The organism is Pullulanibacillus camelliae, from assembly GCF_014642655.1.
Lineage (GTDB): Bacteria > Bacillota > Bacilli > Bacillales > Sporolactobacillaceae > Pullulanibacillus > Pullulanibacillus camelliae.
Genome location: NZ_BMIR01000023.1, coordinates 1 through 15100, shown reverse-complemented (window position 1 = coordinate 15100; position 15100 = coordinate 1). Strand labels below are relative to the sequence as shown.

The 15100-nt window shown below is 41.7% G+C and carries 14 protein-coding genes; 10 read left to right on the top strand and 4 right to left on the bottom strand.

Annotated features, from left to right (window positions below; translation table 11 throughout):
- The first annotated feature begins 624 nt into the window (after nt 1–624).
- The 10 genes from IEW82_RS17190 (at nt 625) to IEW82_RS17145 (ending at nt 10338) form a co-directional block, all read left to right on the top strand.
- Entirely contained in the window at nt 625–1590 is a 966-nt protein-coding gene (locus tag IEW82_RS17190; protein ID WP_188697573.1) for a hypothetical protein, read from the top strand.
- Nucleotides 1591–1637: 47 nt separating this feature from the next.
- Nucleotides 1638–2402 carry a hypothetical protein gene (locus tag IEW82_RS17185; RefSeq protein WP_188697571.1) on the top strand — a complete coding sequence of 255 codons (765 nt, stop codon included), beginning with the start codon at nt 1638–1640 and terminating at the stop codon, nt 2400–2402.
- A 19-nt stretch (nt 2403–2421) separates the two neighbouring features.
- Nucleotides 2422–3201 carry a hypothetical protein gene (locus IEW82_RS17180; protein ID WP_188697569.1) on the top strand — a complete coding sequence of 260 codons (780 nt, stop codon included), beginning with the start codon at nt 2422–2424 and terminating at the stop codon, nt 3199–3201.
- A complete protein-coding gene (locus IEW82_RS17175; RefSeq protein ID WP_188697566.1) occupies nt 3188–3988 on the top strand; it encodes a hypothetical protein in 801 nt (266 codons plus the stop codon). Before IEW82_RS17180 ends, IEW82_RS17175 begins: the two co-directional genes overlap by 14 nt.
- Nucleotides 3988–4806: a DUF2705 family protein gene (locus tag IEW82_RS17170; protein ID WP_188697563.1), complete on the top strand. Its 819-nt coding sequence runs from the start codon at nt 3988–3990 to the stop codon at nt 4804–4806. The genes IEW82_RS17175 and IEW82_RS17170 overlap by 1 nt, the downstream gene beginning before the upstream one ends.
- A gap of 13 nt (nt 4807–4819) precedes the next feature.
- Nucleotides 4820–5488, top strand: a complete 669-nt coding sequence (locus IEW82_RS17165) for an ATP-binding cassette domain-containing protein (RefSeq protein ID WP_188697561.1) — start codon at nt 4820–4822, stop codon at nt 5486–5488.
- Nucleotides 5485–6000, top strand: coding sequence for a DUF4352 domain-containing protein (locus IEW82_RS17160; RefSeq protein WP_188697546.1), 516 nt, complete (start codon nt 5485–5487; stop codon nt 5998–6000). Before IEW82_RS17165 ends, IEW82_RS17160 begins: the two co-directional genes overlap by 4 nt.
- A gap of 284 nt (nt 6001–6284) precedes the next feature.
- Entirely contained in the window at nt 6285–7295 is a 1011-nt protein-coding gene (locus IEW82_RS17155; RefSeq protein ID WP_188697543.1) for an ATP-binding cassette domain-containing protein, read from the top strand.
- A complete protein-coding gene (locus IEW82_RS17150) occupies nt 7292–8107 on the top strand; it encodes an ABC transporter permease (RefSeq protein WP_188697531.1) in 816 nt (271 codons plus the stop codon). Before IEW82_RS17155 ends, IEW82_RS17150 begins: the two co-directional genes overlap by 4 nt.
- Before the next feature lie 857 nt (nt 8108–8964).
- Complete coding sequence (locus IEW82_RS17145; protein ID WP_188697528.1) at nt 8965–10338, top strand: amino acid permease; 1374 nt, start codon at nt 8965–8967, stop codon at nt 10336–10338.
- A 57-nt stretch (nt 10339–10395) separates the two neighbouring features.
- Here the strand turns inward: IEW82_RS17145 and bcaP are convergent, their stop codons facing one another.
- From bcaP to IEW82_RS17125, 4 genes are all read right to left on the bottom strand, one after another.
- Entirely contained in the window at nt 10396–11787 is a 1392-nt protein-coding gene (gene bcaP / locus IEW82_RS17140) for a branched-chain amino acid transporter BcaP (protein ID WP_188697525.1), read from the bottom strand.
- A 190-nt stretch (nt 11788–11977) separates the two neighbouring features.
- Nucleotides 11978–12784 (bottom strand): ABC transporter ATP-binding protein, encoded by an 807-nt coding sequence (locus IEW82_RS17135; protein ID WP_188697522.1) that lies wholly within the window; start codon nt 12782–12784, stop codon nt 11978–11980.
- Between the two features lie 13 nt (nt 12785–12797).
- Nucleotides 12798–13820, bottom strand: a complete 1023-nt coding sequence (locus tag IEW82_RS17130) for a FecCD family ABC transporter permease (protein ID WP_188697692.1) — start codon at nt 13818–13820, stop codon at nt 12798–12800.
- Nucleotides 13820–14869, bottom strand: coding sequence for a FecCD family ABC transporter permease (locus tag IEW82_RS17125; RefSeq protein ID WP_188697519.1), 1050 nt, complete (start codon nt 14867–14869; stop codon nt 13820–13822). Before IEW82_RS17125 ends, IEW82_RS17130 begins: the two co-directional genes overlap by 1 nt.
- Between the last annotated feature and the right edge of the window lie 231 nt (nt 14870–15100).

The window sequence follows — 15100 nt, the reverse complement described above, 5'->3', positions numbered from 1 at the left end:
ATCTAATAGGATCAGAGTCTATATAGCAAATAATTTACTTTTACCACTCTTATTGACCGTTTCACAAGTTGATGTGCTTTTGCACTGGTTGTAAAGTAACCAACTTATAAAATTTGAGCTTTTAACTCAATCAATAAGGCAACTAAAGGTTGCCAATCGGCATTTGACCCGGCACACCGTTGCCTCAACTTCCCGAAGAAAGTGGTCAAAATTATCTGCTTGGAAAGACTCAAAGATGTATTAGAAAATTAGCCTTCCAAATAACACCCCTCTATAGTATCAGCCTCAATTCAAAATAGCAATAAGTATACTCAAAGTTCTTGTATTACTTTTTGGGGAAATGTCCGCTTGTCATGAACGTGTGTCTATGCCTTCAGCTTCCATAAATGAAGAATGGAAAAAATTCTTCATCAGTTGTCAATTCATCTTAGCGCACTTTTATACTGGATGATTAGTTATAATATTTTCAATTAATATTAATTATTCCTTTTATTTGATAAACTTATATTGAAAGTGGGAATTTTATTTAGTAGAGTTAAAATAAGGTTTTTCATTTGAAATAAATGGGGATAATTTCAATCCGCATGATATAGAAGAGACAAACGGCGTGTTGGGGGGGCTATAATGCTAAAAAAATGGCTATCAATAGGGATTGTGACGCTCGTGGCGCTGGTGTTATTGGGATATAAGATTAATCAGTCTCATCCTGAGCTCTTTTCTAAATTGATGATGAGTAAGGACAAGAAAGAAAGTCCCGAAGAAATAGCGCAAGAGAAAGGGAGGAAGTCATCACGTTCGACTGGGGAAAATGCTGAAGTACATAGAGACGTTGATTTGGAGAAGCACTTTCCGTTTAATACTTCTGAGGAGAAGAAATTGGCTCAGAAGTATCCTGATCAATTTAACATAGTGAGAAAAATGTATTATTACCTGGATAACATTGAAAATGCTCAGGGGGATGTTGAATGGGGTGACAGCCGTGAAAACAAAATGCGAGAGACATTTAGCGTGGATTACGAGAAGCAAATGAGTCTTTCAAAAATTTATTATATTGAGAAGGGGCAGGTGGCCCAGCAGGAAAATGTGTTATTTCAACATGCAGCAGCGAGCGAACAATTGCCTCTTAAACACCTCTATACAAAACAATCAATCAAGTCTTCAGATATTTTCACCTATCTTAAGGTTGGTCAAGAGACAATAGAGAGTCAGTGGTATACATTGATCTATAACGATTATCCCAGCTGGCACTATCATTCTGGAACAAAATTTGGCATGCCTGTTTATCTCATTGAAGGTGACATTCCCAAAGCAATATCTGAGGATTTAGCAGGGCATTTTAAAATGACTGTATCTCAAGACACGGGAGCGTTACTGAGCTTAGATTGCTATGGTCATAAGAATAAAGTCATTTACTTTGTTAATGCTAGGCATCTTAAAATTAACCATGGTGTTTCTAAGCAAGCATTTCAACTAGATTTTACTGGTGACAAACGAGTAAGCGGGCATGGTTTTTTACTAGAAACGCCAGGATATAATGGTGGCGTCAAGAAAGAGGCTCCTAATACATGTACGGAAGCGAATCCGTGTTAAGAGAAGCTTGAGAGTGGGTAGATTGAAAAGGTGGTGTTGATCAGACAATGATTGAGCGAAAATATATATCAAAATGGATGTTAATAATAAGCTTCGCTTATTTTGTATTCATTATGATCCTCAACATCATGATGCGCGGCACCAGCAATTCACTCTTTGACTATCTCGTTAATATGAGATGGGGAGGTAGTGCTAGTCTTCTCACATTAACCATAGGTGTCCTGCCGTTATTGGTGTTAGGCTTACCATTATTAATCGATCGGTTTGAAAGTGATATGATCGTTATTCGAATCAAGCGAAAAAGGAGGCTTTTTTATGAACACTTTATGCTTTGTTTAGTGTTGAGCGCAGGGTTCACTTTTTTAATGATAATAGGCGGTATCGTAGCCTCTCTTCTCGCTACAGGACAGCTTCATAATCTTTGGGGAACCAAAGGAGGGACCATTTACTTCTTATTAGAAAATAAAGCTTTCTTTCCCCTATATATTCCCCATGTATCTAGTATAAAGGTGTGGAGCTACATTATAATGTCACGATTTTTGGCCACTCTTTTTTTAGGAGTAATGGTTGTTTTCTTGAAAGCTCTATTAACAAAGAATAGTTTTGTCTTTTTTGTTTCTCTTATTTTATTAGGAATCGATAGTGGATTACCAGGTAACATTAGCTATTTTGTAGGCAGAGCTAACATTTCACTCAATACCTGGTTGTCACCTGGTGATCAATTCTTTAATTTATTTTATTTTGTTTTCTTAATAACAGTTTTTTCGGTTATCTGTTTAAAACTATACGATAAAAAGGAATTTCAGCGTTAAAGTGAGAGGTGTGATAGCGATGTTAAGCATGGAAATAAGGAGGATTGGACGGCGACCCTTGTTTTGGCTGTTGCTCCTCCTTGGGTTATTTCTGGCTCTTTGGCCAGTCATTCAAACATGGCCTCAGGGCTTGACGAAAAATGATTATGCCCTCTATCCAAGAAGTGCTTATGTCAGTTGGATGTTCTTTGTTTCAGACACGTATCCGATTTATCTTTTAATTTTTCCTCTACTTGCGGCCTTGGCTTTTTCTGATGCCTATGCTGAAGATTTTAATACTGGATTAATAAAAGGAATTTTAACAAAGGTGGCAAAGAGAAAGTATCTTCTTGTGCGCTACTCGACTAATTTTGTCGTGGGGGGCGCTGTTACAATTTTTCCTTTGGTTATTAATTTTTTAGCTGAGATGTCGGCGTATCCATTGATTCAAAATAATTATTATTTTGGCATGCCACTAGTTAATCAGGATTCCTTTTGGCCAGCCTTATTTTATTCACATCCGTTTCTCTATACTTGGATTCGAATCCTTATCATTTTTTTATTTGGTGGAATGCTCTCTTCATTTGCTTTGGCTTTTTCAACAGTTATCAAAAATCGATATGTTGTTGTCGTTTTTCCGTTTCTTGTCTATATGGGCTTGGACTCCGTTTTTACAGCATTTCCAGGTTTTACACCCATTTCTTCTTTGTATTTAAAAGATGTCCAAACGACCTGGCAACTTCCGGTTTATTTACTGGTGGGCATTGTTGGGAGTTTTGTTTGGTATTTTGCGGTGGGGCAGCGTAATGAAACGATTTAAAGGCATCCAGCAGTCCATTGAAAGATTATTTTTATTTAAAAAGGTTTGGTTACTAGGGAGTCTGTATAGTTTGTTTGTTTTATATTTATTAACCATGATGACAAGGGGGGCAGGCTCAACTGATCGCGGATTCTTTGGTCTTATTGCAGATGTAGGTGGTTTGGAGGGCAGCACGAATCAATTTATGTTCATCACTGTTGGAATCCCTCTAATAGTCATCGTCTTGACACAATATATTGAAAGCATAGAAAAAGGGGCATGTCTAGTCAAGATAGGCTCGCGATTTCATTTATGGCATCGTCACGTTATTGTTGTCATTTGTCTATCATTCGTGTTAACTTGTTTAATTCTAATCATTGCCTTTTTGTGGGCGGGGTGCTTTGCTGGTTTTAATAATACGTGGGTAAGTCGCACAGGGCTAATCAGCCATGAATTGCATGACGAGGTACGGTTTCGGGGAGTTGTTTCCCATGTTGTGACCTATAAAGTTATCCTCATAGTGTTTATCAGTAAATTTTTGGGATTATTAACCATTGCCTTTTTTACTCTATTTTTAAAGCAGTGGCTAAAGAATAGTGCACTTGTTCTTATCATTCTTATTGCACTGGCAGGACTGGATCAAACGGGTGTTGTCCCTATATCATTTTTTACAAGAGCAATGACGCTTTCCCTTCAAGATTGGCTATATCCCATGATGGCATTCTACCAGTGTTTATATTTATTCATTTTGTCACTCGTATTATATGGGGTAACAGGGCTTTTATATGAAAGAAAGGATTTTATATAATGACACGAGGCCGAACCTTTTACAGGCTATTGAGCCACGATCTAAGCTATAGTCTGGCTTATGGCAAATACAAATTTATCGTTTTTTATGGCCTGATCGCTTTGCTTTCCTTGATGATGGGTGCGGAAGTCAAGTCCGTTGCTAATGGGAATACCGTTGGAACAGTTTATCTGTTATTAAAGGATAATGGATATATAAAAACACTTTCTGATTACGAACTCCCCTATTATTGGGACTTTATTCAATTTTTTACTCTCTTTTTGATTGGAGATTTTCTCTATCAAGATCTTAATAATAATCGTACCTATGTAGTGTTGCGGTGTCATTCTAAGCTTCAATATATGCTGTCAAAGGTTTGTTGGCTTATCATCCAAAATATGTTGCTCTTTGCAGGGATGTTTATTGTCATCTATGCTGTATCAAGTATAGTGCTTGGTGATTTTTCGTTTCATAGCTCCGCTTATTTTCATCATTATATTGCGTCGTTAATGAATAACTCGGTTTCACCTGGGCAACTGGTTTGGCGCATCTTTCTCGGTTATATACTGACAAACTTGGTGTTATCGAGCATCCTTTTATTGCTTTTGCAGTGGCTATCACCCATAGTTTCCTTTCTAGGTGTGATCATCATTAGCAGTCTCTCTACTTTTCTTGGTACCAAGTGGCTTCCAGCTATTCATTCTATGATTTTAAAGCAGGATACCTTTAATAGAGAGCACCATCTGACATTAAGCTTTTCGGTGATATATTGCGCAGTTTGCTTTGTTGTTATAGCGGCTTTTACGCTCTATACATTTAGGAAATCAGAGGTTTATTAGGAGGAAGGTAAAGATGGCAACATCGGCATACTTAAAAGTGGAACATTTATCAAAGACAATTAAAAATCAGCCGATCCTAAAGGATATTCATCTCTCTCTACATAAGGGCTCAATATATGGTTTCAGAGGCAAAAATGGCTCAGGGAAAACGATGCTTTTCCGAGCGCTATGTGGATTAATCATGCCAACGGAAGGGACGGTTGAAGTAGGGGGCGTTGTGTTAGGAAAAGAGCTGTCCTTTCCACCGAGTGTAGGGGTATTGATCGAATACCCAGGTTTTTTGAATAGCTATACAGGGTTTAAAAATTTACAAATGCTGGCCCGATTAAATCAGATGATTGATGACGAAAGAATTAGAGAGTCAATTCGCTTGGTGGGGTTAGATCCGAATGATAAACGAAAATATCGCAAATATTCCCTTGGTATGAAGCAGCGCTTGGGTATCGCCCAAGCTATCATGGAAGAACCCGATCTCATTATATTGGACGAGCCAACCAATGCTTTGGATTCTGATGGTATAGAAGAGTTTAAGACGTTGTTACTTGATCTAAAGGCGAGGGATAAATGTATATTGATTGCCAGCCATGATAAGGAGGAACTCGAGTTTTTATCGGATGAAATTTTTCTGATGGAAAATGGCAAAATCATTGATCATTATCATTTGATGGGTGAGGAAGCATGAATAAAAAATTAACAGTAACCCTTGTAATTGTTGCTCTTGCACTTGCGGTATGGGGGATTAGAGTGTACAAAGTTAATGTTGGCGTGGCCAAAACCTATGCAATTAAAACCTATCATAAAAATGATAGTATTCCTATTGATTATGCTAATGTTAGAGTAAAGCAGGTATCTGAGGGAGCCCTCCAAAAGGCAGGTTCATATAAATATATTCCTGTGTCGGTAACCTTGCAGGTTCATAACAAGTCAACTCAAACGCTCTCTGTTATTAAATTGATTGAAAGTCAACTCGCATATGGACTAGACGTCTATCAGACCAACCAAGGCAAATTTGATGCCAGCCAACTGCAGCATTTAGCGCCTAACACGTCCACGCAGTTAACGATGGTATTCCAAGTGAAGCCAGATGACAAGGGAAAAACTGCTAAATTGTACTTTAGCCAGGACCTATATCCCCAGCTAATCAAGGATAATTTCAAAATGGGAAAAAGATATGGGATAGCTGTTCAGTTATGAATTTAATCAATCAAATAGGTTTAAAAGGTAAATAGTCCTTATAAAATGTATACTAAGTAAGGTTCAGAAGCTCATCTCTTACCAACACAGCCTAAGAGGCTGTGTTTTTCTTTAGTTCATACTCTGTTCACAAAGCTGTTGTATCCTCAGTATATCAAGGAATGGTGCTGTTGAAAAAATTTAAAAATCCAACCTAAGGCGGAGGGAAATCCCGTCGGACGTTCATGTTAAAAGGTATATGTTCTCATTATAGTTAATGATGCAAAGAATAGGAGGAATAGCGGATGAGTAATGAACAAAGAACCGTTTCAGAGGAATGGGCTGTTGAAGCTCAAGGGCTTGTCAAAACCTTTGGAAATAATCGCGCGGTGGATGGTGTCAGCCTCAATGTGCGCGCGGGATCGATATACGGTGTACTGGGTCCTAATGGAGCGGGCAAGACAACCACGATTCGAATGCTGGCCACTTTATTAAAACCAGATGCCGGATCTGCGCGCATATTTGGACATGATGTGGTAAAAGAGGCGCAAATTGTCCGCCAGATTATCGGGGTGACTGGACAATATGCTTCTGTTGATGAAGCACTCAGTGCTACTGAGAATTTAGTGATTTTCTCTCGGCTTCTTGGGTTAAGCCGTTCTGAAGCACGTCAAAAGGCTGCCGAGTTACTGGAGGAATTTGGTTTGACTGAAGCTGCTAAGCGTCCATTGAAAAACTTTTCAGGTGGGATGCGCCGGCGCTTGGACTTGGCAGCGAGTCTTATTGCCCAGCCTCCGCTCATTTTCTTAGATGAGCCAACAACAGGACTAGACCCACGCACACGGAACCAAATGTGGGATACGATTCGTCGCTTGGTTAAAACCGGATCTACCGTTTTATTAACCACACAGTATTTGCAGGAAGCAGATGAGCTTGCCGATCGGATAGCCGTCATTGATCGTGGTCAAGTGGTTGCTGAGGGCACTGTAGATGAATTAAAAACCTCTGTGGGCAATTCCTCATTACAGTTGAGAATTCAAGAGGCTCAGGACATTGCTCGTGCACGTCAAACGATTGAAAGAGTACTTGAAGTTCAGTCGGCAGTTTCTGCAGAGGGTGGGATCATTACTGCACCAATGGCAGATGCTGATCGGGTCACTGACCTACTCATTGCTCTCCGTGACGCAGGAATTCCTCTTGCTGAATTGAGCGTACAAAAGCCCACCTTAGATGAAGTCTTTTTGACGATCACAGGTCATGGCGTGGAAGATGAGGTCAAAGGAGATTCAGAGAAAGTAAAGGAGGCAGCACAATGAATTCTACGTCTATTAAGCCGGTTTCTGAACGGCGCCTGCGCAATACCACAAGTTTTAAACAATCCTTACAAAATTCTTTAACGATGGCTTATCGGGGCTTGTTAAAGATTAAGCGTACACCTGAGCAATTATTTGATGTGACGCTACAGCCTATCTTATTTACACTTATGTTTACCTACATCTTTGGTGGGGCTATTTCGGGGGATGTCAAGAGCTATTTACCTGTTATTATTCCTGGTATCCTTGTTCAAACCGTGATCACAACATCTATCGTGACAGGTGTTCAGCTTCGGGAGGATATGGATAAGGGAGTATTTGACCGTTTCAAGTCATTACCGATAGCTCGGATTGCGCCATTGTCGGGTGCATTATTAGCGGATACGATCCGTTACACGATTGCGACAGTATTGACGTTCACCATGGGTTATATCATGGGGTATCGGCCAGACGGGGGATTTGGCTATGTGGTTCTCGCTGGTTTGCTCGTCATCGTTTGCGCATGGGCGATTAGCTGGATCTTTGCCTTTTTTGGTGTTATTGCCCGTACTGCATCGAGTGTTCAAGGGATTTCAATGATTGTGTTGTTTCCTTTAACCTTTCTTTCAAATGCTTTTGTGCCAGCAAATACAATGCCTAATTGGCTTCAATGGTTTGTTAAAATCAATCCGATTTCACACCTTGTCACGGCGGTTCGCAATCTTGCAAACTCAGGCACCATTGGGTGGGACTTTAGTATTTCCCTGATTGGTGCTGCCGTTATTGTAGTGATTTTCGCGCCTATCACTGTCCGCGCCTATATGCGTCGCACATAAATAGAGAGAAGCTGGGATAAAACTAAAAGAGGTGACATGAATACCGAACGATATAAGCTTTTAAAAGGACATTGTGAATGTGCTGGCTTTTTTATGAGTAGACTGTCTGCCCCAGTCTGATTAATAGAGAATGCTTGCTCTCACAAGCTTGACAGTTTACTGTTTTGAATATGAGAGTTTATAAGCGGGAGCCTTTTAAAGGGGCTCCTTTTTTTGAGGATCAGAATTTATAACTTCGCTGACGCTCATAAAGAGATAGTATAAGTCGGGCTTTGACTATCGCCACCTGAGGCTTGCGGGCACCCTAAGTGTGTGATGTGCAAAAATCACATCAGGAGTACCAGCGAAGTGGTGCAAGCAAAGTTTTCTAAAAAGAAAAAAAGTATAAAATTTCTGGTCGTGAGGACGGTGGTGCGGATTTCCGCTTTAGGCCGCTCGCTTTCCGCGGGGGAGTGGTAAGCCACCTCGCGCCTTCGCACTGCTAAGGTCTTATCGATCTCCCACTTCCCGCAGGAGTCTCGCGCCTGCTTTTCGTCTGGTTTTTCTCATACTAGCAAATTGATATCCTTACTGACGTTTTGCACCCCTAATATGTGATTGTATTATAATCACATCAGGAGTGCTTGAAACGATGAAGGTTAAGTTTTCTTTATCTTCTTTGTAAGCCGGCTCAGGCTTATCTTTTTGCTGGTGTGGAACTGTTAGGGGTCACTTTTTCTGTATATAATGATAAGGGATATTATTTTCGGGCTCATAGTGTCTATCGTGTCATCGAGAGAGGGAGGCATGGTGGAGTATTATGTGACATGTGAGGCAAAGTGATCACGCTTTTGCTAGAGAGGTGAGGTGCATACATAATGGGGGAACAAACAAAGGGTAGGACGTTAGAAAGGGGGTTGAAAAACCGCCACATTCAATTAATTGCGATCGGTGGAGCCATTGGAACAGGGCTTTTCCTTGGTGCAGGGAAGTCTATTCATCTTGCTGGGCCATCGATTATGCTTGTCTATCTTATTGTAGGTGTCGCTCTTTTTTTCATGATGCGGGCATTAGGTGAACTACTCGTTTATCAATCGTCAACAGGCTCGTTTGCTGATTTTGCCGAACAGTTTATTGGTCCGTGGGCAGGGTTTATAACGGGCTGGACGTATTGGTTTTGTTGGATTGCTACAGGCATTGCTGAAATCACGGCTATAGGTGTTTATATGAAATATTGGATACCAGGTGTACCGCAATGGTTGCCCGCTCTTGCCTGTGTGCTTATTTTGCTTCTTATTAACTTGGCGACGGTAAAAGCCTTTGGTGAGATCGAATTTTGGTTTGCGTTGATTAAGATTGTGACTATCCTGGCATTGATTATCATTGGTTTTATCCTAGTTTTCATGGGCTTTGAAGGAAATGGGGCAGCGGCTTCCTTTTCTAACCTTTGGAGCTATGGCGGTTTTTTCCCAAATGGAGTATCTGGATTTGTTCTTTCCTTCCAAATGGTTGTCTTTTCTTTTGTGGGGATTGAGCTTGTTGGTGTGACAGCAGGTGAGGCTGTTGACCCAGGGCGAACAATACCTAAAGCCATCAATCAAATCCCTATCCGTATTTTAATTTTTTACATTGGAGCATTATTTGTTATCATGTCCATTTATCCTTGGAATGGGCTAGACCCAGCGCAAAGTCCATTTGTGAGAGTCTTTTCCTTGATTGGAATTCCAATCGCTGCGGGGATTATTAATTTCGTTGTCATCACCTCAGCGGCTTCCTCTTGTAACAGTGGGATTTTCAGTACAAGTCGAATGGCCTATACGCTAGCCGACCAAGGCAAGGCGCCGCGTCAATTAAAGACTTTAAATAAAAGAAATGTACCTGCTCCAGCGTTGCTTTTTTCAACCCTTGTGTTATTGGTAGGCGTGCTGTTAAATTATCTTTTGCCTGAACAGGTTTTTACCCTAGTCACAAGCATTTCAACGATTTGCTTCATTTGGGTTTGGGCCATGATATTAATTGCTCATCTTAGGTTTCGTCAATTGAAGCCGGTTGAGGCCAGTCAGAACACCTTTAAAATGCCATTTGCTCCCGTGATGAATTGGTTGATTCTAGCTTTCTTTGTTTTTATTATCGTTGTATTAGCATTTTCGGCAGACACGCGTATTGCACTATTTGTCACACCGGTTTGGTTTCTCATTCTTATTTTTGCCTATTTCATTTTAAGAAAAAGGTCGACGAAAGCGATCGATTAAACAAGCATATGAACAAAAAAGCGTAGCTCGTCATTATGACACTACGCTTTTATCCTTTTAAGATCTGTTCATTAAACTATGCTTTCTTCCGTACATGAAGTAGACAATGAGCCCAAAAATAAACCAAATGCCGCAGGCTACCCATGTTTGAAGTGAAAGCTGGGTGATTAAAAAGATGCATAGAAGAAATGAGCAAATTGGTAAGATCGGAAATAAGGGAACTTTAAAACCACCTGTGGGGATGTTCTTATTTTTCCTTAAATAGATAATCCCAATTGAGACAATGGTAAAAGCAAGCAAGGTTCCCATGTTCACTAATTCTGCTAATTTTGATAAGGGAACGACCCCTGCACAAATTGCGGCAAGCAGAGCAAACGTCCAAGTGTTTTTAACAGGGGTTTGGTGTTTCTTGCTCAGCTCGCACATGCTTTTCGGAAGCAAGCCATCGCGTCCAATAGCGTAAAGCAGTCGGGTCCCTCCATATAGCATCACGAGGATAACGGTGATCATCCCAATAATCGCGCCAAGCGAAATGATGCCTGCGATCCAATCCTGATGTACGAGCTTCATAGCAAAAGTAACGGGATCATTGACATTGAGATGTGCATAAGGTGTAATTCCCGTAAGTACAAGTGATACGGCGACGTAAAGCAATGTACAAATCAGTAGGGAACCAATGATACCAATGGGCATGTTCCGCTGTGGATTCTTGACCTCTTCCGCTGCTGATGACACTGCATCAAACCCAAGATACGCAAAAAATACAAGGGCGGCACCATTCACAACTCCGCCTACTCCAAAGGGCATAAAGGGGTGCCAATGCTCTGGCTTAACATAAAAAATACCGACACCGATGAATAAAAGAATCACACCTATTTTAATGATGACCATCAATGTATTGAAGTTCGTCGATTCTCGGATGCCTAGAGTTAATAAAAAAGCAAGGATAAAGATGATGATCATAGCAGGAACATTTAAATATGTCCCATCAGCTGGATTAAAGGGACCAGAAACGGCCTTTGGAAGCATGAGATGAAATCCAGCCAATAATGAATTGAGATAAGAAGCCCATCCTGCTGCAACGGAAGCAACAGCTAAGCCATATTCTAATAGCAAGGCCCAGCCCACAAACCAAGCGGTTAATTCTCCAAAGACAATATACCCATACGTATAAGCACTCCCCGTCACGGGGACGGATGAAGAAAATTCTGAAAAACACATGCCTGCTAAAGAGCAAACAACAGCAGCGAGAATAAAGGAAAAAACAATGGCAGGGCCCGAATACCCTGCGGCCACTGTTCCTGGAAGGATGAATATACCTGTGCCTACAATGGCACCAACTCCAAGCAGGACAAGGTCAAAAGCCCCTAATGTTTTCTTGAATTGCGTGCTAGCCTGGTTATTGAGCAGATGCTCAACAGGCTTTTTCCTAAATAAAATCCCTTTCAAACTTAACACCCATTCTTTAAAAGACAATCTGTCACTGATTGTAGCGGTTTATGGCGGAAAGGTCAACGGGACGATGCACCTTTATAGACATCGGAACTTGTGCCAATCTGCTCGCAAGGCAAGTGCCTTTAGAATGCAGAAAAAGAGAACAAATCCATCAGAGGGTTGTTCTCTTTTAGCTTCAACCGGCTTATTTTTTGACCAATGTCTTTTGTTCAATGAGGTCATAGGACAGGCAGACAGGTTTTCCTGATTTTGGATCTTGAATGATGTCAGCCTCAATATTAAAGACGTGTCTGAGGTTTTCAGGCGTCATGACATCAAAAGGTGTCCCTTCTTTGATGATGGCGCCACTATTCATAGCCACCATATAATTGGAAAAACGAGCGGCATGGTTCAAATCGTGAATAACCATCACAATGGTGCGCTGCTCTTCTTTATTCAAGCGTTCGAGGAGCTTAAGGACCTCAAGCTGATGGGCGAGATCGAGATAAGTTGTTGGCTCATCTAGCATGAGGAGCTCGGTTTCCTGAGCAATGGCCATTGCGATCCAGGCACGTTGTCTTTGACCACCTGACAGGGCATCAATGGCCTGATCCCGGAATTCATCTGTTCCCGTCACTTCAAGCGCCCATTCAATGACGTCGCGGTCCTTATTAGTCAGTTTTCCGTAGCCTTTTTTATAAGGTGAACGACCAAAGGAAACGAGTTCATAGACCGTTAACCCATTGGGTGCCCCTGGTGTTTGCGGAAGGATAGCCATTTGTTTCGCAATTTCCTTTGTCGGAATATCTTGTATGGCCTTCCCATCAAGAAAAATCGAGCCGGATTTTGCGCGCTGAATCCTCGCTAACGTTTTTAATAATGTGGATTTTCCACAACCGTTTGGACCAATAATACAGGTGATTTCACCTTCAGGGATATGGAGTGATAAATCTTGTATGATGACCTTGTCACCATAGCCTACTTGTAACTGTTGTGTAGATAGTGTGACCAAGCGAATCTCTCCCTCAATCGGTTTTCATCAGTAAGTAAATAAAATACGGCGCACTTAAGACAGCGACAACGATACCAACAGGGACTTCTGTTGGTGAGAAGATGTTGTTTCCGATCGTATCGGCAAGCAACAGCAGCAAAGCACCCAAGAGTGTACTGACTGGTAAGAGTAGCTCGTGCTTCGGGCCAATCAGTCGCCTGGCAATGTGTGGTGTGACTAATCCTAAAAAGGCAATTCCACCACCTAAGGCCACACAAAATCCAGCCAAACTTACTGCCAGAATAAGCAAGAGCCGCCGTTCTCTTTCAACGCTGGTGCCCAGGCCAATGGCCAAGTGATCACCAAGATTAAGGACATTTAAGCTGTGCGCTTTATAGATAACATAGGGTATGAGAATAATAATCCATGGTAATAAGGATAACACATATAACCAATTGTTGGCCCAAATATCGCCCGCTAGCCATACGGTCGCTTTAGTGAAATCCTGTGGGGCCATCTTTAATTGGAAAATAGTAATACCCGCTCCAAAACCGGCATTGACACCAATTCCAACAAGGATGAGGCGAACGGGACTAATCCCCTTTTTCCAAGCCAAAGTATAAATGATGAAAGCGGCAAGTAGTGCCCCTAATAAGGCAAATAATGGCATGGCAAAGATAGTGAGAAAATTGGTACTGCTCATGCTTTTATCAAAAAGGAAAATAAAGAGCACAACGGCAAAACCTGCACCAGCGTTGATGCCAATGATGCCTGGATCAGCGAGTTCATTGCGTGTCACGCTTTGTAGAACAGCCCCTGAAACGGCGAGCCCTGCACCAATAAGTAAAGCAAGGATAATCTCAGGTAGACGGAAATCAAATAGGACCAGTTGATCCTGAGACGACCCTAACCCTATGAGCGTCTTCATAACATTAAGCGGTGCAATGCGAATCGCCCCTAAATTTAGACTTACAAAAAAGACGACCAAGATGAGGACCACGAGCAGAATAATGAGTTGGGTATAACGGCTTTTTTTTACGCCCTTTTCTTTTGCCATCATAATCCCCTCCTCTCACTGCGAGCGAGGTATAAGAAAAATGGAACTCCAATCGCTGCTGTGATAGCTCCCACAGGTGTTTCGTAGGGGTTATTGATCATTCGTGCCACTAAGTCAGAAAGGACCAGCAGCAGGCTACCGAGCACTGCAGATGCCGGGAGAAGTGTGCGATAATCGTGACCAATCAAAAAGCGCGTGATATGTGGCACGACAAGTCCGATAAACCCTACTGTTCCGGCAACAGCCACGGCTGAGCCGGTAAGAACGAGGACGACAATGGCGCCAATGACTTTGACTACCGTTGTGTTTTGACCAAGCCCTGTAGACACTTCATCACCCAGACTTAATAAAGTCATCGAATGGGCAATGAAGCCAGCTAAGAGGAAGCCGATGAAGCCAGCTACTATTAATATATGAATACTCGTCCAGGTTGTGCCATCTAAGCCTCCCGCATACCAAAAGCTCATGTTCTTAGCGACATCCTTCTGTAAGGCGATGGCTGATGAGATTGATCGCAGCAACGTTCCTACAGCAACCCCAGCCAAGGTGAGCTTGACAGGAGTTAAGCCACTTTTGGATAAAGCTCCAATGGCGAAAACCAATGCAACCCCCATTCCCGCTCCGATAAAAGCAATTAAGGATATAACGAAATTGGAAGGGCTGGAGGCAAAGGCCAGAACTAAGACAATCGCAAAGGCAGCCCCATCCGTAACACCCATGATGGACGGTGAAGCCAGCGGATTTTGCGTGAGTCCTTGCATGATGGTTCCGGCAACTGCTAAAAAGGCCCCCACTAACACAGCGGCTAAAGACCTAGGGATTCTTATTTCGCGGATGACTTGATGCGTAGAAATATCAGGATTGAAGGCAACGATTGCTTTCCAAACCGTACTGAGTTGTATATCAGCTGCCCCATAAGCGACGGAGAAACCAAAAGCAAAAAGCAAGGCAACGAGTCCTAAGACGATGACAACGAGACTATTTATGGGCTTATGTTTCTTTTGTTCATCAATTTTACTTGGCGCCCTGTCTTTCTTTCTATAAGTCATAGTCCTGCTGATCCCTTCACTTAAAAAATATGAGATTTATAGTATGATAGTCTTATAATAATAATAATCATTATCAGTTATTAAGTATAACCTTAAGAGACATAGGATTCAATCTCCGAATGCTTATTGTTTGTGTCAAACTTTTCTCGGTACCCTATTCATCCCAGTATTTCTGGCACTCTAAATTTGTACGCTTTTCCAGCTACCGCGCGAATGTCTTCGCTTGGTTCC

What these genes read in the sequence shown, in the direction of transcription:
- IEW82_RS17160 (WP_188697546.1), top strand. Translation starts at nt 5,485, where the DNA reads ATGAATAAAAAATTAACAGTAACCCTTGTAATTGTTGCTCTTGCACTT.
- IEW82_RS17145 (WP_188697528.1), top strand. Translation starts at nt 8,965, where the DNA reads ATGGGGGAACAAACAAAGGGTAGGACGTTAGAAAGGGGGTTGAAAAAC.
- IEW82_RS17190 (WP_188697573.1), top strand. Translation starts at nt 625, where the DNA reads ATGCTAAAAAAATGGCTATCAATAGGGATTGTGACGCTCGTGGCGCTG.
- IEW82_RS17130 (WP_188697692.1), bottom strand. Translation starts at nt 13,820, where the DNA reads ATGGCAAAAGAAAAGGGCGTAAAAAAAAGCCGTTATACCCAACTCATT.
- IEW82_RS17175 (WP_188697566.1), top strand. Translation starts at nt 3,188, where the DNA reads ATGAAACGATTTAAAGGCATCCAGCAGTCCATTGAAAGATTATTTTTA.
- IEW82_RS17180 (WP_188697569.1), top strand. Translation starts at nt 2,422, where the DNA reads ATGTTAAGCATGGAAATAAGGAGGATTGGACGGCGACCCTTGTTTTGG.
- IEW82_RS17155 (WP_188697543.1), top strand. Translation starts at nt 6,285, where the DNA reads ATGAGTAATGAACAAAGAACCGTTTCAGAGGAATGGGCTGTTGAAGCT.
- IEW82_RS17165 (WP_188697561.1), top strand. Translation starts at nt 4,820, where the DNA reads ATGGCAACATCGGCATACTTAAAAGTGGAACATTTATCAAAGACAATT.
- IEW82_RS17185 (WP_188697571.1), top strand. Translation starts at nt 1,638, where the DNA reads ATGATTGAGCGAAAATATATATCAAAATGGATGTTAATAATAAGCTTC.
- IEW82_RS17170 (WP_188697563.1), top strand. Translation starts at nt 3,988, where the DNA reads ATGACACGAGGCCGAACCTTTTACAGGCTATTGAGCCACGATCTAAGC.
- IEW82_RS17150 (WP_188697531.1), top strand. Translation starts at nt 7,292, where the DNA reads ATGAATTCTACGTCTATTAAGCCGGTTTCTGAACGGCGCCTGCGCAAT.
- IEW82_RS17125 (WP_188697519.1), bottom strand. Translation starts at nt 14,869, where the DNA reads ATGACTTATAGAAAGAAAGACAGGGCGCCAAGTAAAATTGATGAACAA.